Origin of the sequence: Caballeronia sp. INML1, from assembly GCF_023631085.1 — a bacterium.
Lineage (GTDB): Bacteria > Pseudomonadota > Gammaproteobacteria > Burkholderiales > Burkholderiaceae > Caballeronia > Caballeronia turbans.
This window is the reverse complement of record NZ_JALQDT010000051.1, coordinates 530,454-552,512: the sequence shown is the minus strand read 5'-3', so window position 1 is coordinate 552,512 and position 22,059 is coordinate 530,454. Positions and strand designations below refer to the sequence as shown.

Annotated in this window: 22 protein-coding genes and 1 pseudogene; 8 read left to right on the top strand and 15 right to left on the bottom strand. The window is 65.5% G+C overall.

Translation table 11 applies throughout. The features are described 5' to 3' along the window. Window positions 1-369: 369 nt before the first annotated feature. The 4 genes from NCR38_RS18700 to NCR38_RS18685 are packed head-to-tail and all read left to right on the top strand — an operon-like array spanning window position 370 to window position 4,961. A complete protein-coding gene (locus NCR38_RS18700) occupies window positions 370-2,250 on the top strand; it encodes an ABC transporter permease (RefSeq protein WP_061118035.1) in 1,881 nt (626 codons plus the stop codon). Further along, window positions 2,247-3,032 carry an ABC transporter ATP-binding protein gene (locus tag NCR38_RS18695; RefSeq protein WP_061118036.1) on the top strand — a complete coding sequence of 262 codons (786 nt, stop codon included), beginning with the start codon at window positions 2,247-2,249 and terminating at the stop codon, window positions 3,030-3,032. Before NCR38_RS18700 ends, NCR38_RS18695 begins: the two co-directional genes overlap by 4 nt. Next, complete coding sequence (locus tag NCR38_RS18690; RefSeq protein ID WP_061118037.1) at window positions 3,029-3,736, top strand: ABC transporter ATP-binding protein; 708 nt, start codon at window positions 3,029-3,031, stop codon at window positions 3,734-3,736. The genes NCR38_RS18695 and NCR38_RS18690 overlap by 4 nt, the downstream gene beginning before the upstream one ends. Before the next feature lie 34 nt (window positions 3,737-3,770). Further along, window positions 3,771-4,961 carry an ABC transporter substrate-binding protein gene (locus NCR38_RS18685; protein WP_061118038.1) on the top strand — a complete coding sequence of 397 codons (1,191 nt, stop codon included), beginning with the start codon at window positions 3,771-3,773 and terminating at the stop codon, window positions 4,959-4,961. Between the two features lie 4 nt (window positions 4,962-4,965). Here NCR38_RS18685 and NCR38_RS18680 read toward each other — a convergent pair whose 3' ends face one another. Next, on the bottom strand, window positions 4,966-5,538 hold the full coding sequence (locus NCR38_RS18680; protein WP_061118039.1) for a DNA-3-methyladenine glycosylase: 573 nt from the start codon (window positions 5,536-5,538) through the stop codon (window positions 4,966-4,968). A gap of 60 nt (window positions 5,539-5,598) precedes the next feature. On the opposite strand from NCR38_RS18680, the gene NCR38_RS18675 reads away from it, so the two are divergent. Continuing rightward, window positions 5,599-6,021, top strand: coding sequence for a low affinity iron permease family protein (locus tag NCR38_RS18675; RefSeq protein ID WP_061118040.1), 423 nt, complete (start codon window positions 5,599-5,601; stop codon window positions 6,019-6,021). 3 nt (window positions 6,022-6,024) lie between these two features. On the opposite strand, the gene NCR38_RS18670 is transcribed toward NCR38_RS18675, so the two are convergent. The 13 genes from NCR38_RS18670 to NCR38_RS18610 all read right to left on the bottom strand — a co-directional run bounded on the left by NCR38_RS18670 (window position 6,025) and on the right by NCR38_RS18610 (window position 18,179). After that, window positions 6,025-7,863, bottom strand: coding sequence for a VWA domain-containing protein (locus NCR38_RS18670; protein ID WP_250477458.1), 1,839 nt, complete (start codon window positions 7,861-7,863; stop codon window positions 6,025-6,027). Window positions 7,864-7,888: 25 nt separating this feature from the next. After that, a complete protein-coding gene (locus NCR38_RS18665) occupies window positions 7,889-8,548 on the bottom strand; it encodes a TadE/TadG family type IV pilus assembly protein (protein ID WP_250477457.1) in 660 nt (219 codons plus the stop codon). Next, complete coding sequence (locus NCR38_RS18660) at window positions 8,545-9,054, bottom strand: TadE/TadG family type IV pilus assembly protein (RefSeq protein WP_061118041.1); 510 nt, start codon at window positions 9,052-9,054, stop codon at window positions 8,545-8,547. Before NCR38_RS18660 ends, NCR38_RS18665 begins: the two co-directional genes overlap by 4 nt. Continuing rightward, entirely contained in the window at window positions 9,051-9,914 is an 864-nt protein-coding gene (locus tag NCR38_RS18655) for a lipopolysaccharide assembly protein LapB (RefSeq protein WP_250477456.1), read from the bottom strand. Before NCR38_RS18655 ends, NCR38_RS18660 begins: the two co-directional genes overlap by 4 nt. Before the next feature lie 11 nt (window positions 9,915-9,925). Further along, window positions 9,926-10,885, bottom strand: coding sequence for a type II secretion system F family protein (locus NCR38_RS18650; RefSeq protein WP_061118042.1), 960 nt, complete (start codon window positions 10,883-10,885; stop codon window positions 9,926-9,928). Continuing rightward, window positions 10,882-11,856 (bottom strand): type II secretion system F family protein, encoded by a 975-nt coding sequence (locus NCR38_RS18645; RefSeq protein ID WP_061118043.1) that lies wholly within the window; start codon window positions 11,854-11,856, stop codon window positions 10,882-10,884. The genes NCR38_RS18650 and NCR38_RS18645 overlap by 4 nt, the downstream gene beginning before the upstream one ends. Further along, entirely contained in the window at window positions 11,853-13,250 is a 1,398-nt protein-coding gene (locus tag NCR38_RS18640; protein ID WP_061118044.1) for a CpaF family protein, read from the bottom strand. Before NCR38_RS18640 ends, NCR38_RS18645 begins: the two co-directional genes overlap by 4 nt. Beyond that, complete coding sequence (locus NCR38_RS18635; protein ID WP_061118045.1) at window positions 13,250-14,467, bottom strand: AAA family ATPase; 1,218 nt, start codon at window positions 14,465-14,467, stop codon at window positions 13,250-13,252. The genes NCR38_RS18640 and NCR38_RS18635 overlap by 1 nt, the downstream gene beginning before the upstream one ends. Before the next feature lie 37 nt (window positions 14,468-14,504). Further along, window positions 14,505-14,879: a CpaD family pilus assembly lipoprotein gene (locus NCR38_RS18630; RefSeq protein ID WP_061118046.1), complete on the bottom strand. Its 375-nt coding sequence runs from the start codon at window positions 14,877-14,879 to the stop codon at window positions 14,505-14,507. 7 nt (window positions 14,880-14,886) lie between these two features. Beyond that, on the bottom strand, window positions 14,887-16,287 hold the full coding sequence (locus tag NCR38_RS18625; protein ID WP_061118146.1) for a type II and III secretion system protein family protein: 1,401 nt from the start codon (window positions 16,285-16,287) through the stop codon (window positions 14,887-14,889). Window positions 16,288-16,456: 169 nt separating this feature from the next. Beyond that, window positions 16,457-17,407, bottom strand: a complete 951-nt coding sequence (cpaB, locus tag NCR38_RS18620; RefSeq protein ID WP_061118047.1) for a Flp pilus assembly protein CpaB — start codon at window positions 17,405-17,407, stop codon at window positions 16,457-16,459. A 12-nt stretch (window positions 17,408-17,419) separates the two neighbouring features. Then, window positions 17,420-17,929, bottom strand: a complete 510-nt coding sequence (locus tag NCR38_RS18615) for a prepilin peptidase (RefSeq protein WP_061118048.1) — start codon at window positions 17,927-17,929, stop codon at window positions 17,420-17,422. Window positions 17,930-17,999: 70 nt separating this feature from the next. Next, on the bottom strand, window positions 18,000-18,179 hold the full coding sequence (locus NCR38_RS18610; RefSeq protein WP_061118049.1) for a Flp family type IVb pilin: 180 nt from the start codon (window positions 18,177-18,179) through the stop codon (window positions 18,000-18,002). Window positions 18,180-18,553: 374 nt separating this feature from the next. On the opposite strand from NCR38_RS18610, the gene NCR38_RS18605 reads away from it, so the two are divergent. Beyond that, a complete protein-coding gene (locus NCR38_RS18605) occupies window positions 18,554-19,051 on the top strand; it encodes a DUF6496 domain-containing protein (RefSeq protein WP_061118050.1) in 498 nt (165 codons plus the stop codon). Here NCR38_RS18605 and NCR38_RS18600 read toward each other — a convergent pair. Further along, entirely contained in the window at window positions 19,036-19,953 is a 918-nt protein-coding gene (locus tag NCR38_RS18600) for a LysR family transcriptional regulator (protein WP_250477497.1), read from the bottom strand. The two genes, NCR38_RS18605 and NCR38_RS18600, sit on opposite strands and share 16 nt — an antisense overlap. Before the next feature lie 121 nt (window positions 19,954-20,074). Between NCR38_RS18600 and NCR38_RS18595 the strand changes: the two genes are divergently transcribed. Both NCR38_RS18595 and NCR38_RS18590 read left to right on the top strand, forming a co-directional pair. Then, window positions 20,075-20,845 (top strand): transporter substrate-binding domain-containing protein, encoded by a 771-nt coding sequence (locus NCR38_RS18595; protein ID WP_061118052.1) that lies wholly within the window; start codon window positions 20,075-20,077, stop codon window positions 20,843-20,845. A gap of 10 nt (window positions 20,846-20,855) precedes the next feature. Continuing rightward, a pseudogene (locus NCR38_RS18590) lies at window positions 20,856-21,982 on the top strand (succinylglutamate desuccinylase/aspartoacylase family protein). Window positions 21,983-22,059 lie beyond the last annotated feature (77 nt).

Here is a 22,059-nt window from a genome sequence, read left to right as displayed (position 1 = left end):
ACGGCGATGAACGCGCGAGCGGAAACGGCGTTGCGACGCCGCACGCAGCGGCGCGAGAGGACAGTCAGAACCGACAGGAAGCGGCGATCGGGAAGCTTGCCGCAGCGATCGGCGCAGGAGCCGCGGCTCCGACGTGCCAGAGGGCTTTGGACTTTCACGATAAGACTCGTTTGGCGAGTTGATTTGCAGAGCGATTGCAGATGCCGACAATTGCCCTTCAATGAGCATATACAAGACATAAACGCCGTCAATACGTTTTTTCCATTGGGCGCACATGTGGCGATTTTGCCGAGAAGGGAGCATGTTGCCCAATTCATCGATAATGTCGGCTCTTTCAGCCGATACGCCCACAGCGGCCCACAGAGCCCGATGCTCTCCAACCTGCTCGTCCAACTCGTCAACGGCCTCGCCGATGCCTGCGCGCTCTTTCTTGTCGCGTCGGGTCTCTCCCTGATCTTCGGGGTCACGCGCATCGTCAACTTCGCGCATGGCTCGCTCTACATGCTCGGCGTGTATGTCGCGTATAGCCTGACGAGCCGCTTCGGCGAAAGCGTCGCGGGCTTCTGGGCGTCGGTGCTGGGCGCTGCGCTTGTCGTCGGCGGGATCGGCGCGGCGATCGAAGTGAGCGTGCTCAGGCGCATCTATCGCGCGCCCGAACTGTTTCATCTGCTGGCCACATTCGCGCTGGTGCTGATCATTCGCGATGCGGCGCTCTATCTGTGGGGACCGGAAGATCTGTTCGGCCCGCGCGCGCCGCATCTGGAAGGGGCGGTGCAGATGCTCGATCATGCGCTGCCCGCTTACGATCTCGCGTTGATCGTCATCGGGCCGCTCGTGCTGCTCGCGCTGTGGTATGCGCTCACGCGCACGCGCTGGGGCACGCTCGTGCGCGCGGCCAGCGCGGATCGTGAAATGCTCGGGGCGCTCGGCGTCAATCAGGCGTGGCTCTTCACTGGCGTGTTTTTCGTGGGCGCGATGCTCGCTGGGCTCGGCGGCGCGCTGCAGGTGCCCCGCATGTCGGCGAATCTGTCGCTGGATATCGAAACCATCGGCAATGCGTTCGTCGTCGTCGTGGTCGGCGGCATGGGTTCGATTCCGGGCGCGTTCGTCGCGGCGCTATTGATCGCCGAGATCAAGGCGATGTGCATCGGCATCGGGCATGTGTCGATCGCGGGCATCGACTTTTCGTTGTCGAAGTTCACGCTCGTCGCGGAGTTCGTCGTGATGGCCGTCGTGCTCGTGCTGCGTCCGTGGGGACTTTTCGGCCGCGCACAGGCGATCGCACGAACTGCCGCGCCCGCGGACCGGCCTTTGCGTCCCGCCACGCGCAACATGAATATCGCCGCGGCTGTCGCTGTAACCGCGCTTGCGCTGGCGCCGCTCGCCGCCGATGCTTTCCCGTACATGCCCGTGCTGTTCGTCGAGATCATGATCGCGGTGCTGTTCGCGGCGAGCCTGCACTTCATCATGGGGCCGGGCGGCATGCACTCGTTCGGTCACGCGGCGTACTTCGGTCTCGGTGCATACGGCGCGGCACTGTTTCTCAAAGTATTCGCGCTGCCGATGGAAGCCGCGCTCGTGCTCGGTCCGTTGATCGCGGGCATCGGCGCGATCGTGTTCGGCTGGTTCTGCGTGCGCCTCTCGGGTGTCTATCTCGCGATGCTCACGCTCGCGTTCGCGCAAATCGTCTGGTCCGTCGTCTATCAATGGGACGCCGTGACGGGCGGGAGCAACGGCATACTGGGCATCTGGCCGTCGCCGTGGCTTGCGTCGCCTGTCGCGTTCTATTACCTCACGCTCGTGTTCGCGGTGATCGGCGTGTGGCTGCTGCGCCGCATGATCTTCTCGCCGCTCGGCCTCGCGATGCGCGCGGGTCGCGATTCGCCGTTGCGCGCCGAAGCGATCGGCATCGATGTCGCGCGCGTGCAATGGGCCGCGTTCGTCGTCGCCGCTCTCATCTGCGGACTCGCGGGCTCGCTTTACGCGTTCTCGAAAGGCAACATCTCGCCCGAAGCGATCAGCGTGGGCCGTTCCGTCGATGGCCTCGTGATGGTCCTGCTCGGCGGCATCCAGACGCTCACGGGCCCGATCGTCGGCGCGAGCGTGTTCACCTGGCTGCAGGATAGCGTCGCGCGTCAGACCGACTACTGGCAGGCGCTGCTCGGTGCCACGATCCTCGTGCTCGTCATCGCGTTTCCGCAGGGCATCGCAGGCTTCGTGCGCGAGCGCTTCTTCCCGGAGGCGCAATGACGCTGCTTTCGATCGCGCATCTGTCGAAGTCGTTCGACGGCGTGCAGGCCGTCGACGACGTATCGTTCGACCTTCAGGCAGGGCAGTTGCTCGCGCTGATCGGCCCGAACGGCGCGGGCAAGTCGACGTGCTTCAACATGATCAACGGTCAGCTCAAGCCGGGCGCGGGCGCGATTCGTTTCGACGGCCGCGATATCGCGGGCATGCGTCCGCGCGATATCTGGCGTCTCGGCGTGGGCCGCACATTCCAGATCGCCGCGACCTTCAATTCCATGACCGTGCTCGAAAACGTGCAGATGGCGTTGCTGTCGCGCGAGCGGCGCATCTATCGTCTTTTCGGGCGCGTCGCGTCATTCAGCGAAACCGAAGCGATGGCCTTGCTCGATCTCGTCGGCATGACGGCGCACGCGCAGCGCAGTTGCGCGGTGCTTGCATACGGCGACGTGAAGCGCGTCGAACTGGCGATCGCGCTTGCGAATCGTCCAAAGCTGCTTCTGATGGACGAACCGACCGCGGGCATGGCGCCGCAGGAACGCAATGAACTGATGGCGCTCACCGCGCGCCTCGCGAAAGAGCGCGACATCGGCGTGCTGTTCACCGAGCACAGCATGGACGTGGTGTTTTCGCATGCGGACAAGCTCATCGTGCTCGCGCGCGGCCGCCTCATCGCAGAAGGCGATGCCGAAGCCATCCGCAACGACGCGCGCGTGCGTGAGGTCTATCTCGGCACGGGTGCATCGTTCGCGCCGCGCACGGCGTTGAAGACGGGGGCAGCCACATGACGCTGCTGAAAGTCGACGCGCTCAACGCGTTCTATGGCCGCGCGCAGATCCTGTTCGACGTCGGCTTCGAAGTCGGTCGCGGCGAAGTGGTCGCGTTGATGGGCCGAAACGGCGCGGGTAAATCCACGACGATGAAAGCGGTGATGGGACTCCTGCCGCGCGTATCGGGCACGGTGTCGTTCATGGGCGAGAGCATCGCGGGCATGGCGCCTTATCGCATCGCGCGACGGGGCTTGGGGTATGTGCCGGAAGACCGGCGCGTTTTCGGCGAGCTGACCGTGATGGAGAATCTCGACACAGGCCGCCAGCCGCCGCGCGACGATGCGCCCTTGTGGACGCCAGAAAAGCTCTTTCGCGTGTTCCCGAATCTCGGCGAAATGCGCGGCCGCCGCGCGAGCCGCATGAGCGGCGGTGAGCAGCAGATGCTTACGGTATCGCGCACGCTGATGGGCAATCCGCGCCTCGTGTTGCTCGACGAGCCCTCGGAGGGTGTCGCGCCCGTCATCGTGGAACAGATGGCCGATATGATTCTCGAACTGAAGCGCGAAGGGCTCGCGATTCTTTTGTCGGAACAGAACCTGCACTTCGCGGAACTCGTCAGCGACCGCGTATATGTGCTGGAAAGAGGCCAGATACGCCATGAAGGCGCGATGAACGCATTCGCCCGCGACGATGCCGCGCGCCGCGAATTCCTTGGCGTATGAACGAATCGAATCTAAACAGAGAGGACAGAACCCGATGACGCCACTGCGCTTAACCCTCGCCGCCATTGCAGCGAGTCTCGCATTCGCCGCGCACGCCGACACCATCAAGATCGGCGAGATCAATAGCTACAAGGCACAGCCTGCATTTCTTCTGCCGTACAAGAACGGCTGGAATCTGGCGCTCGACGAGATCAACGCGGCGGGCGGCATCAATGGCAACAAGCTCGAAGTCGTCTCGCGCGATGACAACGGCAATCCCGGCGATACGGTTCGGGTCGCGCAAGAACTCGTCGCGCGCGAGCAGGTGAAGTTGTTGTTCGGCGGTTATCTGTCGAATACGGGCCTCGCGCTTGCGGACTTTGCGAAGCAACGGCGCATCTTCTTCCTCGCGGCCGAGCCGCTCACCGACAAGATCGTCTGGCAGGACGGCAACAAGTACACGTATCGTCTGCGCCCGTCGACGTACATGCAGGTCGCGATGCTCGTGCCCGAAGCCGCGAAGCTCAGGAAGAAGCGCTGGGCGCTCGTCTATCCGAACTACGAGTACGGCCAGTCGGCTGTGGCCACGTTCAAGCGCCTGCTGAAGGCGGCGCAGCCGGATGTGGAATTCGTCGCGGAGCAGGCGACCCCGCTCGGCAACGTCGATGCGGGCGCGGTGACGCAAGCGCTCGCCGATGCAAAGCCCGACGCCATCTTCAACGTGCTGTTCAGCGCCGACCTCGGCAAGTTCGTCCGCGAGGGCAACACGCGCGGACTCTTCAAGGATCGCGCGGTCGTGTCGCTGCTGACGGGCGAGCCGGATTATCTCGATCCGCTCGGCAAGGAAGCGCCGGTCGGCTGGATCGTCACGGGCTATCCGTGGTATTCGATCGATACCCCGGAGAACAAGAAATTCGTCGCCGCCTACGAGGCGAAGTATCACGACTATCCGCGCCTGGGCTCGGTCGTGGGCTATACCGCGATGATGTCGATCGCCAACGGCCTGAAGAAAGCCGGCTCACCCGATGCCGACAAGCTCGCCGCCGCATTCAAGGGCTTGCCCGTCGATACGCCGTTCGGCCCGATCACGTACCGCAAGCAGGACAATCAATCGACGATGGGCGCGTATGTCGGTGTGACGGGCCTGAAGGACGGCAAGGGCGTGATGACGTCGTTCCGTTATGTCGATGGCGCGAGCGTGCAGCCATCGGATGAAGAAGTGAAGAAACTGCGTCCGGCGGACTGACGCATCACGCCTTGGGAAAGGGCTTGCTGACGAACTTCGAACCGGCAAGCCCGAAACGCCAGGGTACGTCCATCGCCTTGGTGATGCCGATGCGCGGTCCGTGCACGATCGGGAAGTCTTCCTCGGGCGGCTCGATATGAAACGGCGCTTCGAGCAGCGACATGCCGTTGTTCCGGTGCGTGATGCCGAGCGCCTGCGCGGCGCGGCCCGGCCCCGAGCATAGAAGCTTGAGCGGCTCCAGTCCGCGCCGCGCACGCATTTCGTCGATGCCGACGAGCGGCTCGATCGCGCGAATCAGCACCCCGGCGCCGTGGCCGGCCTCGCGGCACACGAAATTCAGGCACCAGTGAATGCCGTAGGAACGGTAGACATAGGCATGGGCGGGCGGCCCGAACATGACCGCGTTGCGCGGCGTCGGCCCGGAGAAGCTGTGCGAGGCGGGATCTTCCCGGTCATAGGCTTCCGTTTCGACGATGCGGCCGCCGACACCGTCGACGGTCACGATCGCGCCGATGAGGCGTTGCGCGACGATCTCGGACGGCGCGTGAAAATCGACGGGTTTGGGCTTCTTGTTCACAAGCGGTATTCTAGCCGCGGCCGTGCCACCGCATTCAACCCGACCATCAGGAGACGCCGAATGAAGACTTCTTGGTTCCTCAAGTTCTCGAATGGGCTCGCGCAAGTGGCGGGGCACGCATCGACCTTCGTGACCGCGGTGGTGCTCGTCATCGTCTGGGCCGCATCGGGGCCGCTCTTTCATTTCAGCGACACATGGCAGCTCGTCATCAATACGTCCACGACGATCGTCACGTTCCTCATGGTCTTCCTGATTCAGAACACGCAGAACCGCGACACCGCCGCGATGCAGATCAAGCTCGATGAGCTCATTCGCGCGATCGACAAGGCGCATAACGCGCTGCTCGATCTCGAAGAGCTCGACGAAAAGGAACTCACCGTTTTTCGCAAGCGTTATGAAAAGCTCGCGCAGGAGGCGCGCGATGACTTGCGTTCGGCGAGCAAGGACATCGAGATGCCTTCATTCGACGAAGCGAAGCGGTAGCTGTCATTTCGTGAGACGCAGCACGCCCAGATTGCCGGCGATCTGCTGAAAGATGTTGTCGAGCGTCGTATTGTCCGGCGCGTGGTAATAGTTGCCCGGGCTCGCGCAGTTCTGCATCGTGACCTGTGCGCTCGAGCTGGATGCCGATGCGCCGAACGTAATCGAATAGATCGTGATGCCGCGCGCCTTGATTGCCGTGCAGATCGCCTGCTGGTAGGAGTTGGCGTCGTCGGGATAACCCGCGTTGTTGCCGCTCGAAGCGTCGATGGGACTGCCGCCGTGCAGCTCCGACGAGTCCGTGAGCGCGTTCGACATCGTGGTGCCGTCGGCCCGGATCACGGTCGGCGCCGACAGGCTGTTGGTGCCCACGCCCGAAAGGCCGTTGAAATACAGCGTGTTGGGAATCGAGCCCGCCGCGCCGATCTGGTTGAGGCCGTCGGTGAGGACGATCATCACGCGTTGAAGATTCTGCACGGAGCCGTCGGTGGGCTTCGGCAGACTCGGGTCGGACGAAATCCAGCCGTTCTTCGTGCCGGCTACGTTCTGCGACCACGACGGCTCCAGCATGCGCCAGCCCCACAGAAGGCCGACCGGAATGATCGTCGAGCCCGACGGCGTCATCTTGCTGACGGCCGTGGTGAGCGTGGTGGCGTTCTGCGTGAGGAAGGTCATCGAGGTGGCGAGGCAGCCGGAGTTCTGCGTCAGGTTCTGCCCGGTCGTGTTGGTCTCGTCGAACTGGGTGCCGATGCCGGTGCCCGTGCCGCCGCTCGGGCTGTTGCACTTGTTCGCCGACCCCGACGAGCCGATGGTGAATGGCACGTTCGAGACGGTCGACGACGAACTGCCCGACGTATTGCACGCGCTGTACCGCGTCGACGAACTATAGGTGACCACCTTGAGCTTGCTCGTCGGCACGTTGTAGTAGTAACGCTGGAACTTGCGCGTGTCGAGCGGCGAGTACGCCTCGGGCGAGAGATTGCCGCTGGTGCGCGGCTCGATCGGGCAGCCGCTCCACGCGCCCGTCGTCACGCCGCTCGTGTTGTAGCTCGGCAGCGTCGCGCTGAGCCAGCTGCCGCCGGACGGCAGGGCGCCCGTGGTGTTGACGGTGCTCGCGAACGGCACCAGGCCGATGAAGTTCTTGCTGGTGGAAGTGCTTCCGCCCGGCAGCAGGTCGCCGATCAGCGAGTTGGCCGCAGCCTGCAGTCCGCTCATCTTGGTCGCGCCGGACTTGCCGTTCGCGGGGTCTCTCATGGAGCCGGTGTTGTCGAGCACCATGACGAGTTCGAGCGTGCTCTGCGGCAGCCGCAGGGCTGTGTTGTTTGCCGATACCGTCGAAGTATCCGGCGGTGCCGTTCCGCCGCCGGAACCCGTGCCGGAGTCGCCACCGGATGTCTTGCTGAGAATCTTCGGCGCAAGCAAGGGCAGCGATCCCGACGCCGACAGCGCGATGGTCTGTCCGGTAGCGGGCGCGCCCGATACGGTCGCGGAAAACTGCCCGTCGGGCATGGTGAAGCCCATCATGCCGGAAGGACTGTTCGCGTCGTAGTACGCACGCGCGTCCTTCTGCCAGTTGGAGAGGCTCGTGCCGGTCGGCGTGTTGCCATAGCGCTGGAGATCGACGCCCGCCGACAACGTGGCGGCATCGAGCGCCATCTGCATGCGGCCCTGCGTCATCACGTAGTCGATCGCATCGAGCGCCACGCACATGGACCCGATCATGGTGCTCGCGCACATCGCGAACATCATCGCGACGCTGCCCCCTGCGCTTTGCGGCAGCCGGCTGCATGCGCGCAGCGTCGACGAAATCGTCATGAGCCTGAACCCTTTGCGTTTGAATTCCATGTGGACGTCCGTGACCACGCGAACGTCAGAAGAACGCTCTCGGCGCACGCGGCCGCACATACACGCGGCGGTACACGGTCTGCTGGCCCGGCAGCCCCGAGATCAATTTGGAGCTCATGGTGAACGGGTTGTACGACATGAATACTTCCACGATGATCGCCGAATCTCCCGTGCGAAAAGGCCACGAAGCGGGCAACGGACTCGTGCCCGAAATCCTCGACGCCATGCCCGAGCTCTTGCTGTTGGTCCATGAAGGCGGAGATGCCGACCACTGGACCTTCGGCGTGACGGTCGTCATGGAGTTATCCATGTCCTTGCATTTGCCGCTGGAATCCGGATCGCACACGAAGGTCACGTAGACCATGCCGTTGTCCTTCAACTGATACGGTGCGGCGAGCAGCAACGCGTCCTGCCACAGCGAGGCGTAGCTGTTCGCATCGGCGGTATCGTTGTTGTCGGCGATGATCGAGGTCATCTGACCGATGGTATTGGCGAGCGTGAAGGCCGTACGATCGACCGCGCTGACCGCGCGCATGTACAAGTAGACCTCGGTGAAGCCGAGCATCACGAGCAGCATGAGCGGCACGATGATGACGAACTCGATGGACACGCTGCCGCGATCCGAGCGCAGCACGCGGGTGAGCTTCCGGCAGATCGATCGCACCGTTTCGCTGGTCGTTCTCATTTTTCGTTCTGCACGATGAAATTGCGCTCGAAGATCAGTTCGTTCACGCCGAACATCGCCGGTATGCCGGTGATGCCGGGCATCCTGAGCTGTATGTTGTAGGCGACCACGTCGCCGTATCCGCCCATGTCCTGCGTCGGCGTGTAGGTCGAGCTAGCGACATTGCCGTAGCCGTAGCTGCCGTAGTTCAGTTCGGTGACCGTGATGGTCGCGTTTGCGTTCCTCCATCCACCCAGGATCGTCTCGACGATCCTCTGCGCCTCCTGGGCGCGGCTACCCGTGCTCGGCGCGGTCGTTGTCAGGCCCACACGAGACGCCGCCTGCGCGGCCGCCTGCACCGATGCATCGACGATCATTTCCAGCGCGATCTCGATCGTGCCGATGATGAGGATGACCGCGATAACGGCGACGAACGCGAATTCGATCGACGCGATGCCGCGCTCGTCGCGCAGGATCCGCGTCGCGACGCCCGGCGGTCGTGGAAGGCGGCGCGCGGCGGCTTTCATTTGAGGCGCGTCGTCTGCATCTGGGCCGTCGGAATCGCGGACGGCGCCGCGGGCTGCGCGGACGTGGGCCGGGACATCAGTTCGCGCTGAATGTCGTAGTAACGGAGATTGTCCTCGACCGATGCCTTCGGCAGATCGCGCGACAGGATTTCTGCGGCCGCTTCGCGGTTACCGAGCAGCCCGTAGGCGAGCGCGAGGTCCTGGCGCGCCTGCGGCGGCGCGGCGGGAAAGCGCGTCACGTCGAGCAGCACGTTTGCGCCTTCGCGCGGATCGCCGGAGAGCGTCAGCGACAGGCCAAGATTCACGGAGAGCAGCGGATCCCCGACATTCTTCCTGAGCGCCTCGCGCAGCACGGCCTGCGCGCCCGTGTGATCGCCGCTCAGGTCGAGCGCGGCGCCGAGCCCGGCCGAGGCGAGCGGGTCGTCGGGCGTCAGCGCGAGCAGACGCCGGTAGGTCGAGATGGCGTCGTCGAAGCGGCGCTGACGCATGGCGACGCGCGCGAGTCCGATGAGCGGCGCGGTCGCGTTCGCGTCGGCCTTGCTGGCGCGATCGTAGTAGACGCCCGCGCGCGTGAAGTCGCCGACCGTGTAGAGCGTGTTGCCGAGACCCGTGAGGCCCGCGACCGAGTGCGGGTCCGCCTGCACGGCTTTTTCATAGAGCGAGGTGGCAAGTTCGACATTGCCCGAATCGAGCGCGGTGTCGGCGATGCGCAGCTCGCTCATCGTGCTGGGCGCGGAATTGCGCATGACGGGACGGCTGTCGACGCTCTGGCGGGTGGTCGTCGTGCATGCGCCGAGGGCGATCACGAGCGTCGCACAGCACGCCGCGAGGCCGAGGCGGCGCATGCCGGGAAGTGACATCTGCGTTGTCTTCATTGCTTTGCAAAGACGCTCATGAGTTGTATGACGGCCGGGCCTGCGGCGATCAGCATCACCGCGGGAAGAATGAAGATCATCATCGGCACGGCCATCTTGGGTGCGAGCTTGGCCGCCTTTTCTTCGAGCGACACGATGTGCGCAAGCCGTTCGGTATGCGACAGCGTGCGCAGCGCCTGCGTGATCGGCGTGCCGTAGCGCATCGATTGCGTGAGCGTGGAGATCAGTGCGCGGATCGACGGCAGATCGATGCGATCGGCGAGCGCCTGCAACGCGCGCGTGCTGTCGCCGGACAGCTTCAGTTCGTCGGCGGTCAGCGAAAACTCGCCGGAAAGCGGCGGGCAGATGGACTTCAACTCGTCGGCAACGCGCCGGATCGAGACGCCGAGGCTGTTGCCCGCGTTCGTGCAGATGACGAGCAGATCGAGCGCATCGGGCAGGCACGACGCCATGGCCTTGCGCCGCCGCGCTGCGAAGAAGGCGATCACGTATTCCGGCAGGATCATGCCGACCACGAACACCAGCAGCATCATGATGCCCCGCACCGCCGGATAGCCGCCGACCACGGGAATGTGCGAGCCGAGCATCACCGCGAACGCGGCGCAGATGAGCCCGACGACGAACTTGATCGCAAGCAGCACGGACACCGCCGACTGGCTGCGATAGCCGCTGCGGACCATCTGCGTGCGCAGCTTCGCGCGGTATTTGGCATCGAAGAGCGGCAGCCGGTCGCCCAGGCGCGCGAGGCGCTGCGTGAGGCGCGCCACGGTGCCTTCGTCGTCGTCTTCTTCGGCGAGCGCGCTTTCATTGCGCTGCACGACGGCGGCCTGCCGCGTGCGCTCGGCGATGCGGCCGCGCGTCCCGCCATGCTTGGTCGCCCACCACAGCACGATCGCGACGACGAGCGCGAGCAGCATCAGCAGGTTGATGAGTGTTTCGAGTCTGTCCTGACTCATCGCGCGGTATCCAGTTTCGACATCTTGTGAACGAGGCTCAGTCCCACCGTGAGCGAAATCGCGGCGCACGTCAGCACTTTCTGGCCCGGGGGCGTTTTGAACAGCACCATCAGATACGGGCGGTTGAGCATGAACATGCTGCCCAGAATGAAGAAAGGCACCGCCGCGAGAATCTTGGTCGTGATGCGCGCCTCGCCCGTCAGCGCCTTGGTTTTCTGACGGATCTCGCGGCGCTTGCGCACGATGCCCGCGAGATTCTCGAGCGTTTCGCCGAGCTGCCCGCCGGTCTCGCGCTGCAGCAGCAGGCAGACGCAGAAGAAGGAGAAGTCCGCGATGCCGATGCGCGTGACCGCGGTGGCGAGCACCTCTTCCAGGTCGAGCCCCACCTTGATTCCGTCGCCCATCAACCGGAATTCGCTCCTGAGCGGCTCCGGGCATTCGCTCGACGCGACGCCCATCACGTGTGTCACCGGGACGCCCGCGCGCACGGCGCGCACGATCAGGTCGATGAGATCGGGAAAACCGTCCAGAAAACGGCGCTTGAATCGTTCGACGAGAAACCGGTACGCCTGGATCGCGCCGAGCACGGGCAGGCCGATCAGGAGCACCGGCGTTGCGAGCGCGGGCAGCGGCAGCAGCTTCGACATCACCAGCGCAAGGACCTCGGAAATGACCGCCGTGATGATCACCGCGCGCAGTCCGCTTGCGCCGGCCACCGTTTTGAGGCGCGCGATCTTCGGCGCGAACCAGCGGCTCACGACGTTGTCGTTGCGGCTGAAGGTGAAAAGGTCGGAGTGGTCATGACGGGTCTCGCGTCCGTTCGGGCCGGCCGCGGGGAAGGCGGCCTGCACCCGCGCCTGGATGCGCGCATCGGGGCGCTGTCTGCGCATGTCCTGCACCACGAGCAGCATGATGCCGAGCAGCAGGACGATGGCGAACGCGCAGAAGGTGATCAGATCGACGGAGCTCATGGCCGCATCGCCTCCAGCAGCGCATCTTCGAGACCGTAATAAGCGGCGCGCGCGGCGAAGGCCGGCCGCACGGCGCCCGTTTCGAACACGCCTTTGACTTCCTCGCTGTACGCGCTCGCATCGTAGCGGAAGGTGAAGAGATCCTGAGTGATGATGACGTCGCCTTCCATGCCCACCAGCTCGGTGATGCGCGTGACGCGCCGCATGCCGTCGCGCATGCGCTCGATCTGCACGATCATGTGCACCGCGCTCGCGATCTGCCGGCGGATCGACAGCAGCGGCAGGTTGCCGTTCGCCATCATCACCATCGATTCCAGACGCGTGATGCCGTCGCGCGGCGTGTTCGCGTGGATGGTGGTCATCGAGCCGTCGTGGCCCGTGTTCATCGCCTGCAGCACGTCGAAGGCTTCGGGGCCGCGCGTTTCGCCGAGAATGATGCGGTCGGGGCGCATCCGCAACGCGTTGCGCACGAGATCGCGCTGCGTGACGGCGCCGAGCCCTTCGGCATTTTCGGGGCGCGTTTCCAGACTGACGACGTGCGGCTGCACGAGCTGCAACTCGGCTGCATCCTCGATCGTCACGGTGCGCTCGCCGTGCCCGATGAAGTGCGACAGCGCATTGAGCAGCGTCGTCTTGCCCGAGCCCGTACCGCCCGAGACGATCACGTTCAGCCGGCACGTGCTCGCGAGCTTGAGCACGGTGGCCATCGCGGCCGACATGTTGCCCTGCTGCGACATGCGGTGCAGCGTGATGTTGCGCTTCGAGAATTTACGAATCGAGATCGACGCGCCGTTGATGGCGAGCGGCGGCAGCACGACGTTCACGCGGCTGCCGTCGGCGAGACGCGCATCGACCATCGGGCTGCTTTCGTCGACACGCCGCCCGACGCCCGCCGCGATGCGTTGCGCGACGTTGGTCACGTGCGTGTTGTCGCGGAACTTGCAGTTGGTGAGTTCGAGCCGCCCGTGCCGCTCGACATAGACCTGATCGGGACCGTTGACGAGCACGTCGGTGATGCTGTCGTCGGCGAGCAGCGGTTCGATCGGACCGAGGCCGAACATGTCGTTCAGCAACTCGCCGACGATCTGCCCCTGCTCCGCGATCGTGATGTTCAGCCGCTCGCGCTCCGCCACGTCCAGCACGAGCTGCTCGACGCCCGGCTTCATCTGCTCGCGTGTCTTGCCGACGGCGGCCGAGGGGTTCATCGCCGCGAACACGCCGTTGCGGATCACCTTGAAGAGGTCCGAGCGCACCAGCACTTCACCGCCCTCGGGCGCGTGCGCGCGCGGGGCCGGCGCGACCGGGGGCGGCGCCTCGGCTGCCGCCGCGGCTTCGGCGCCGGGCGCCGCGTCCGGATCGGGCGCGGGGCGGGGAACCTGCTTCTGTCCGAACATCAGCCTCTCCTGAGCCTGAGCTTCTGGAAGAACGAGCGCTCGGCGTTCATCTGCTGACCGGTGAGGTCGCCGCCGATGCGCGTGATCATCTGATTGAAGCCGTTCACCGCTTTTTCTTTAGGCGCTTCGCCGAGGTTCTCGGCGGTCGCGAGCGCCTTTGCTTCGAACGGGATTTCGTACAGCACGTTGCGGCCGATTGCCGTCATGAAGTCGTTCGCCTGCACCTTGCCGCCCGTCACGGCGTTCGGGTTGTTGAGCAGCAGCGAGGTCGGCGGATTGTTGTCGCGGTCCTCGATGTGGCGCAGCAGGCGGATCGTCTCCCGTGTGGAATGCACCGAGCGGTCCGCGACCAGATAGACCCGCGCGGCGTGATCGAAGGCTTCCTGCGCGAGCGGGTCCGTCACCGTGCCGATGTCCAGAATCACGTAGTGGAAGCTGTCGCACAGCAGCTCGAGCACGCGCGGCAACGCGCCCGGGCCGAACGGACGCGCGGCGCCGTAATCGTGTTCCGCCGACAGCATGAAGAGCCGGCTGCCCTTGGCGACGAGCGTGCGCTCCACGTATTGCGGATCGAGGCGGTGCACGTTCTGCAGCACGTCGATGAGCCCGTTGTTGCTCTGCAGACCGAGCATCGAATTGGCTGCGCCGCCGTGCAGGTTCAGATCGACATAGGCGACGCGCCGATGCGTGTCTTCCGACAGATGGCGCGCGACGTTGAGCGCGAGCGTCGTCACCCCGACGCCGCCGCGCGAGCCCGTGAACGCAATCGTCTTGCCGGCGCGCGCGAGCATCACCGGGCTCACCTTGCCCTCGGAGACGTTGACCGTGCGCTTGAGCAGCTCGACCGTGATGGGCTTGACGAGGTAATCTCGCACGCCGATCTTGAGCAGGCTGCGAAACAGGCCGACGTCGTTGCGCTCGCCGAGCGCCACGACCTGCACCGACGGCTCGCACACTTCGGCGAGGCGGCCGAGGTCTGACAGCGGCATCACGGAGTCCTGCAGGTCGACGAGCAGGAAGAGCGGCGAGCGGTCGACGCGGGCGAGATACGCGATCGCGTCGTCGACGCTGCCGACGACGATATGCGCGTGCGGCATCGCCTGCTCGAGCACGAAGCTCTTGACGATCTGCTCGGTCTTGCGATCGGACACGAAGGCGATGAAATCCGCGTTGCGCGTGCCGGACTTGCTCTTCGAGAAGGAGAACTCTGTGCTCATGGCTGGCCTTATGTGCTTCTGGCTGTGTTGCGTCGCATCACTTGCTGTCGCGCGAGGTCGATCTGTCGAGCGGAATCACGCGGCCGGTCTCGTAGCGCCGCACCGCGCTCGCCGCCACCGCCGCGTTCGCCGGGCCGAGCGTCTGCGGATGCACGGCGTCTTCGGGGTGGGCGAGTTGCGCGGCGAGATTCGTGTAGGTCGCGCAGCCCCATTGCATGCTCGGGCGGCGGATGCCGGCGTCAGTCAGCAGCGACGGGCGCGCGAGGCTGTCGCAATCGGGCGGCACGGCCGACGTGCCGTCGTAGCCGATCACCGTTTCGTTCGGCATGTTGCGCGGCGGCTTGAAGCAGCCGCCGGCGGCGACGGCGAACGAGCCGGCGAGAAGGAGCGAAAGCAGTCGTGTGTGTTTCATCGCGGGCTCAATAGACGTAGCCGGCCGCGCCGACGAGACGCGGCTGTCCGGCCTGAGCCGGCGCTCCGCCGTTCTGGCGCCGGAAGCTGTATTCGACATCGCTCGACGGCGAGATCAGCGAATCGAGCGGCGTGCGCAGTTTCGACGGATCGGTCGGCTCGACGAGATACGGCGTGACCATGATCACGAGCTCCGTCTTGTTGTTCTGGTAGTTCGTCGACGAGAACAGCTTGCCGAGGATCGGAATCGAGCCCAGGCCCGGCACCTGCGAAACGACGTCGCTCGTATTGCTCTGCAGGAGCCCCCCGATCGCGAAGCTCTGGCCGCTCGCGAGCTCCACGGTCGTGTCCGCGCGACGAACGGAGAGTCCCGGCACGGTGACGCCGCCGGTCGTCACGCTCGCGGTCGTGTCGATCTGGCTGACTTCCGGGCGCACCTTCAGGCTGATGCGCCGGTCCGAGAGCACGGTCGGCGTGAAATCGAGCTTGACGCCGAACTGCTTGAACTCGACGGTGATCGCGCCGTTGGTCTGCGAAACGGGAATCGGAAATTCGCCGCCCGCGAGAAAGCTCGCCGTCTGCCCCGACAGCGCGACGAGATTCGGCTCGGCGAGCACCGTCAGCAGGCCTTCCTGATTCAGCGCGTCGACGAGCGCGCGGATGTCCACGTTGTTCGTCCTGAAGGCGCCGAGGATCGAATAGGCGTTGTTGGTCGGCAGATTGACCGGATAGGTCACGGCGCCGTTGGCGCCGGTGAGCGGCTGGCTCAGGTTGTAGATCGGGCGGCCGCTGAAGATGCCGCCATAAAAGTTGCCGACCGCGTTGCCCATCGCCTGCCAGTTGATGCCGAGCTGCTGCGTGATGTTGCGATCCACTTCGGTGATGCGCACGCGCAACTGCACTTGCAGCGGGCGGTCGATCGTCATGCGGTTGACGAGCACTTCCTTGTCGGCGAGATAGGGCGTCACCGCCTGGACGACGGCGTCGGCATCCGCCGGCGTCGCCGCCTGGCCGCTCAGCATCAGCGAGCCTTGTCCCGTCGCGACCTGCACGTTCGTGTTCGGAAAGCGCGCGGCGAGCATGGCGCGCAAGGTGATCATGTCGCGCGACACGACGATCGTGCGCTGCACGAGCGGACGGTTGTTGGCGCCGAGCACGTAGAGCGTCGTCGTGCCGGTTTTCTTGCCGAGCACGAAAACCGCCCTGGGCGAGGGCACGTGCACGTCCGCGACGGCGGGATCGGCGACGAAGACCGAGACGGCGTTTTCGTTCAGTGGCAACACCGTGCCCTTGCCCGCGTCGAGCACGAGCGCGCCTTGGGCACCGGCGGGCGCCATCGCGTCCGTCATGCCGCCGCGCGCGACGTTCGCGGCGCGCACGGCCGAGGGCGCGCCGGCGTAGGGCGGCATGTTCGCCGGCTCCGCGGCATGCGCGGCGGCGCACCCGACGAGCGACACGCACGCCAGAAGCACGGCGACTGGCGCGCTATCCGCGCGACCCGCGGTGCGAGTCGGACTGAACTGCGTCTTCATGAATGTGAATCCTGGCGATGGCACGCTTTCGAACGGGGGCACGGTGTCAACGCTCCGCGGGCACGGAGGGCAGCGGCGGGACGCCCTGGCCCGAACCGCCCGCCTGGGCAACGCTCGACGTCTCCGACTTCTCGGAGCCGCGGTAGATGGTCACGGTGCGCGGCATGGCCGGCGCGGCGCTCGGCGCGCCCGACTGAGCGGGGCGCGTGCGCGGCAGCTCGCGCACGGCGCGGGAGATGTCGCCGGCCCAGAGAGGCTTGCGCTCGTCGGCGGAAGCGCCGGCGGCCGCCGCCGGTTCGCGGCTGACGGTCGCGAAGCTGCGCAGCGCGAGCGACAGGCTGCCGAGCCGCGCCGCGACCGCCACGACTTCGCCCATGCGCGGCGTGACTTCGAGCGTCACGGTGCGGGCGCGGACCACGGCGACGTCGGCGTCGCCGTCGTTTTTCGGCCGCTTGATTTCGGAACCGACGGCGAGCACGCGCACGTGCTCGACCACCGTCTCGCTCGATACCGCGAGATCCGGGGATTCGGTGCGCCGGTCCATTTGCTGCGTGAGGAGCAGGTCGACGTAATCGCCCGGCTGGATCAGCCCGGCGTTGCCGGACACGTCGTCGACGGCGACCGAGACCGCGCGCATGTCGGGCTTGAGCGTCGCGGCGAGGAAGCCGGGGGCGCTCGGCAGAAAGACGTCGTCGGATACGAGGACGGTGCCGCTCGCGACCGGATGGCGCAGCAGCGCGCCCTTCAGGTCGGGCGCACCCGCGACGCCCGCGACGATGGCGCTGGACGGAATGTCCGCCTTGGGAATGTCCTTCCAGGCGAGGTCCTCGTCGCGCAGCAACAGGCCTTGCGGCAGGTTCGCCGCGCTCACCAGCACTTTCTCGCTCGTCACGACGGGCTTTGCCGTGCGCGACGCGCTCGCAAGGACGACGCGCACGATCAGCGCGACCAGGAGTGCGCCGAGCAGCAGCACGGCAAACTTGATGATGTTGGACATGAGGACGTCGTCCTATCGCGTCGAGATGAGGTGCAGCAGGGCAGGCAGCACGATGACGAGACCGCCGCCGAAGGCGAGCGCCACGCCGTACGGAACGCCGCGCGCCGCGGAGAACATCGCGAGCGCGCGCAGCGGCACGAAGCGCTGAGACGGATTCATGTTGCGGGTGGCGAGACTCACGAGCGACACCACGGTCCCGATCACGGAGATGAGCGTCAGCGTGGCGAGCGAAAGACCGAATCCCACCCAGAGAAAGATGACGGAAGCGAGCTTGGCGTCGCCACCGCCGAGCATCCGCGCGACGAACAGGACCGCGCAGGCCAGAAACACGACGACTGCAAGCAGCAGATGCGAGATCACATCGTCGAGCGACATGCCGGCGATGAGCGCATCGACGAAAAAGAGTGCACCGATCGAGAGGACGATGCTCGTCGGCAGACGTCGGGTGCGTACGTCGATGACAGCGAGCCAGAGTAGGGCGCCCAGCACGACAAGACGAATGACGAGAGACGGTACGGTCACGATGGACTCGATTCGGTTAGGCGATACAGGGGTCCGGGCGTTTGACGGCCCGGACCTGATGCTCGACTGCTTAGGCGCCTGCCGCGCTCTTAACCTTGGTGGTCAGGTTGGTGAAAATGTCCGAGAGGTTGGTGCTGAAGGTCGAGCCGACCAAGGTCAGTGCGACCACGACGATGCCGGCGAGGATGGCGTATTCCATGGCGCTGACGCCACGTTCGTCGCGCACGAAGGCTTTCAGAAGTTTTTGCATATTGCTTCCTTGATGAGTGAGAGTCGGGTTTGCAGTGCCAGGGGGAAGTGCTTACCGTTTGGATCATATCCATGGCCGCCCAGGCCAAACGCGAGAACAAAAGGCAGAACAGGCCTCAATTTGAAACGACCTGGGTGATATGGATAAGCGCGTTAACGGCAAGGGCTTGACGGGCTTTAATCGATTCGAACAAATGCGCCCCGAACCGGACGATTTCGCGAAAAAAGCGCACTGTTTGTCCACCCGCAAGCGATTGCGCGGCATCCCAGACAGCGATGCGACCGGTGCACTCGCTGTTGCGCGCACAGGCCGCGATGTGGGCACGCACGTTGCTCGCGCGTCAAGGGCCAGTCCACTTCATATGGAGGTCCGACATGCCCGAAAAGAAAACCCTCGAGCGCGCAGCGAAGGCGAAGCGCGCAGGCAAGTCCCCGAGCACGCAGGCGGGTGCGTTCGTGAAGGAGCAGATCGATCACATTCGCGAAGGCAAGCACGGCGCGAAGTCGGCGAAGCAGGCCATCGCGATCGGGCTGTCCGAAGCGCGTCGCTCGGGCGTGAAGACGAAGGCGCCGAAGAAGGGCACGACGTCCGAGGCCACGCGCAAGAAGGCCGCGCAGGACACGAAGGCCGCGCATCGCACGAAGCGAAGCCCGAGCACCGAGTCGAAGGCGAAGCGTTCAGCCGTGTCCACGCGCGTGCTCAAACGCGAAAGCACCAAGGCCGCTTCGCACAAGTCCCTGTCGCGTCAATCGCACGCGGCTGCGAGCCGGCGCTCGGCGGCGGATCGGTCAGCGGCGGCGAAGAAAGGCTGGGCGACGCGACGCGCCCGTGCCGCCGGTGCATCGAAGGGCACGCGTCACGCGTCGCGTTGAGCGGGAAGCATCCGCGCGAACGAAACGGCCATCGTTGCCAGTTCTTGCGCCGCGGGCGTGAGAGGGACGCCCGCGCGCCGCAGCAGACATACCGGCGTTTTCGCGGCGCGCTCGGCGATAGGCACGATCTCGACGTGCTCCCGGAAGAACGGATGCCCGGCGAGGCTCGCGGGTTCCAGACCGATATAGTCGCTCGACGCAATGCAGTGCAGGGTGTCGAACACGGCTTCGGTCGTCGCGGCGATGCGCGGCGGCGCGAGCTTCGCGTGCTCGAAGAGCGCCGACAGCTTGTTGCCCAGCGCACCGCCGCCGCGTTGCCGCGTGCTGACCCATTCCGCGTCCTGGAGGGCGCGCAGCGAGCGCGCACGCCCGAGCGGATGCCCGCGCCGCGCGATCACCGCGACTTCGGTGTCGAAGAGCGGGGTGGCGTCCATGTCGTGGATGTCGGCATCGGGGGAGATCAGGGCGAGCGCGAAGTCGAGGCTGCCGTCGCGAACCCATGAAGTCAGCATCCGCGACGTCGCGCTCGTCAGATGCACGTCGATGCGCGGACAGCGCTCGCGATAGCTCGCGAGCAGCGCGGGAAAGAGGCGCATCGTCGCTTCCGCGGCGAGGCCGAGCGCAACGCGGCCCGTCAGTTCGCCGCGCAACTGGCGCATTTCTTCTTCGGTCTTTCTGCACTCGCCGAGAATCAGGTCGGCGCGCAGACGCAATCGCTCACCGACCGGCGTCAGGCGCGCGCCGCGCACGTCCCGCTCGAACAGCGGCCCGCCCGCGAGCGTCTCGAGCGTCTGCAATTGCTGGGTGATGCCGCTTTGCGCGACATCGAGCCGCCGCGCGGCCGCACGCACGCTGCCCGCCTCGGCAACGGCGACGAACATGCGCAATTGCGTCAGAGTCATATCCACGCTCGGCGTCTCCGTCGGGTGATCTCGAAAAGTGATCATGATAAGCAAAATGCGTCTTTTTGAGAGCGTCTTGCGCTCGTACCATCGGTGGCACCAAAACGGAGACGCCGCCTTCATGTACAGACTCAGCTCACTCTTCCTGGCCGCCGCGCTCGTCGCGGCCGCGCCGCTTCAGGCGAAAGATGCCGACGCCCTGCGCCTTGGCATCGATCCCGGCTATCCCCCGATGGACGTGAAGACGCCCGACGGCCACGTCGCGGGTTTCGACGTCGATCTCGGCGATGAAATCTGCCGCCGCATCGCGATGCGCTGCCAGTGGGTGGAACTCGAATTCTCGGGGATGATTCCCGCGCTGCAGGCACGCAAGATCGACGGAATCATGTCGTCGATGGCGATCACCGACAAGCGCATGAAGCAGATCGCGTTTTCCACCAAGCTCTTTCAGTTCCGCTCGCGCCTGATCGCGAAGCAGGGCACGCCGCTCACGGCGAGCGCGCAGGGCTTGCGGGGCAAGCGCATCGGCGTGCAGAGCGGCAGCCAGTTCGAAACCTACGCGCTGAAAAACTGGCAGCCGGGCGGCGTCGAGGTGGTGTCGTATCAGAGCATGGAAGGCGTGCTGAACGACCTGAGCGCGGGACGCATCGACGCCGCGCTGCTCGGTTCGGTGGAAGCGGAGCACGGGTTCCTGAAGACGCCGCGCGGCGCGGGCTTCTCGTTCGTCGGCGAGCCGCTTTCGATGGGCGATCACGGCGTCGGCATGGGCCTGCGCCAGGACGATACGGCGCTCAAGGCGAAAGTCGACAAGGCCGTGAACGACATGCGCGCCGACGGCACGTATCAGAAGATCGCGCGCAAGTACTTCGACTTCGACGTGTACGGCGACTGAGGATTTCTCGATGCAAACCAGACGCCATTCACTCGTTTCCACGACGCTCGGCACCTCGCGCGAGCTCGTCAGCTTTCATTTCGGCGACGCGAAGCGCGACGGCGAGAAGGTCTACATTCAGGCGTCGTTGCACGCCGACGAAACGCCCGCGATGCTCACCGCATGGACGTTGAAGAAGCGGCTCGCCGCGCTCGACGCCGAAGGCCGCGTGCGCGGTGAAATCGTGCTCGTGCCGGTGGCGATCCGATCGGTCTGTCGCAGCATGTGCTCGGGCAATTTCTCGGGCGCTTCGAGGCGAACAGCGGCCACAACTTCAACCGCAGCTTTCCGATGCCGCCCGCCGCGGCGTTGATCGAGCGCGTGGGCGCGCATTTATCGTCCGCGGATGCCGCGCACAACGCGCGCCTTGTGCGCGGCGCGCTCGTCGAGATGCTCGGCGAAATGACCGCGAAGAACGAATTCGAATCGCTGCGGCTCGCGCTGCTGACGCTGGCGTCACGAGCCGATATCGTGCTCGATCTGCATTGCTCGCTCGAAGCGACGATGCACGTTTATACGAGCCCCGCGAGCTGGCCCGCGATCGAGCCGCTCGCGCGCCATCTCGGCGCGAACGGCGTGCTGCTCGCCACCGATTCCGGCGGGCAGTCTTTCGACGAAGTTCACGCGCTGCTGTGGAACGAACTGCGCGAGCGCCTCGGCGAGAGGACGCCGCTCGGCGCGCCGAATATCGCGGCGACGATCGAACATCGCGGGCAGCGTGATGTCGATTACGACACCGCCGCGCATGATGCCGATGCCATCGTCGATTATCTGATCGCGCGTGGCGTGATCGAGGGCGATGTGAAGGACGCGCCGCCGCTTGCGCAACCCGCGACGCCGCTTGCGGGCAGCCAGCAGTTGATCGCGCCGGTGAGCGGGATCGTCGTGTATCGGGCGACGGTGGGCGCACTGCTCAGAGCGGGCGATCCGGTGTTCGATATCGTCGATCCGGTCACCGATGCGGTGACCACCATCGCCACGGATAACGACGGCGTCTTCTACATGCGCCGCGCGATCCGCTTCGTGTATGCGGGCGCGCCGATGGGGCGCGTGACGGGGAAGAAGGCGATCAGGAGCGGGGTGCTGATCGGGGCGTGAGGGTCCGGCGAGCCGCATCGCCAGCGTGTCGAGCGCGCGCTTGCCTTGCTCGCTAGAATGACTGCTCCCTTCCGCGT

What these genes read in the sequence shown, in the direction of transcription:
- NCR38_RS18685 (WP_061118038.1), top strand. Translation starts at nt 3,771, where the DNA reads ATGACGCCACTGCGCTTAACCCTCGCCGCCATTGCAGCGAGTCTCGCA.
- cpaB (WP_061118047.1), bottom strand. Translation starts at nt 17,407, where the DNA reads ATGTCCAACATCATCAAGTTTGCCGTGCTGCTGCTCGGCGCACTCCTG.
- NCR38_RS18670 (WP_250477458.1), bottom strand. Translation starts at nt 7,863, where the DNA reads ATGGAATTCAAACGCAAAGGGTTCAGGCTCATGACGATTTCGTCGACG.
- NCR38_RS18635 (WP_061118045.1), bottom strand. Translation starts at nt 14,467, where the DNA reads ATGAGCACAGAGTTCTCCTTCTCGAAGAGCAAGTCCGGCACGCGCAAC.
- NCR38_RS18665 (WP_250477457.1), bottom strand. Translation starts at nt 8,548, where the DNA reads ATGAGAACGACCAGCGAAACGGTGCGATCGATCTGCCGGAAGCTCACC.
- NCR38_RS18605 (WP_061118050.1), top strand. Translation starts at nt 18,554, where the DNA reads ATGCCCGAAAAGAAAACCCTCGAGCGCGCAGCGAAGGCGAAGCGCGCA.
- NCR38_RS18630 (WP_061118046.1), bottom strand. Translation starts at nt 14,879, where the DNA reads ATGAAACACACACGACTGCTTTCGCTCCTTCTCGCCGGCTCGTTCGCC.
- NCR38_RS18595 (WP_061118052.1), top strand. Translation starts at nt 20,075, where the DNA reads ATGTACAGACTCAGCTCACTCTTCCTGGCCGCCGCGCTCGTCGCGGCC.
- NCR38_RS18610 (WP_061118049.1), bottom strand. Translation starts at nt 18,179, where the DNA reads ATGCAAAAACTTCTGAAAGCCTTCGTGCGCGACGAACGTGGCGTCAGC.
- NCR38_RS18695 (WP_061118036.1), top strand. Translation starts at nt 2,247, where the DNA reads ATGACGCTGCTTTCGATCGCGCATCTGTCGAAGTCGTTCGACGGCGTG.
- NCR38_RS18645 (WP_061118043.1), bottom strand. Translation starts at nt 11,856, where the DNA reads ATGAGCTCCGTCGATCTGATCACCTTCTGCGCGTTCGCCATCGTCCTG.
- NCR38_RS18640 (WP_061118044.1), bottom strand. Translation starts at nt 13,250, where the DNA reads ATGTTCGGACAGAAGCAGGTTCCCCGCCCCGCGCCCGATCCGGACGCG.
- NCR38_RS18690 (WP_061118037.1), top strand. Translation starts at nt 3,029, where the DNA reads ATGACGCTGCTGAAAGTCGACGCGCTCAACGCGTTCTATGGCCGCGCG.
- NCR38_RS18600 (WP_250477497.1), bottom strand. Translation starts at nt 19,953, where the DNA reads ATGACTCTGACGCAATTGCGCATGTTCGTCGCCGTTGCCGAGGCGGGC.
- NCR38_RS18700 (WP_061118035.1), top strand. Translation starts at nt 370, where the DNA reads ATGCTCTCCAACCTGCTCGTCCAACTCGTCAACGGCCTCGCCGATGCC.
- NCR38_RS18675 (WP_061118040.1), top strand. Translation starts at nt 5,599, where the DNA reads ATGAAGACTTCTTGGTTCCTCAAGTTCTCGAATGGGCTCGCGCAAGTG.
- NCR38_RS18625 (WP_061118146.1), bottom strand. Translation starts at nt 16,287, where the DNA reads ATGCCGCCCTACGCCGGCGCGCCCTCGGCCGTGCGCGCCGCGAACGTC.
- NCR38_RS18655 (WP_250477456.1), bottom strand. Translation starts at nt 9,914, where the DNA reads ATGTCACTTCCCGGCATGCGCCGCCTCGGCCTCGCGGCGTGCTGTGCG.
- NCR38_RS18660 (WP_061118041.1), bottom strand. Translation starts at nt 9,054, where the DNA reads ATGAAAGCCGCCGCGCGCCGCCTTCCACGACCGCCGGGCGTCGCGACG.
- NCR38_RS18650 (WP_061118042.1), bottom strand. Translation starts at nt 10,885, where the DNA reads ATGAGTCAGGACAGACTCGAAACACTCATCAACCTGCTGATGCTGCTC.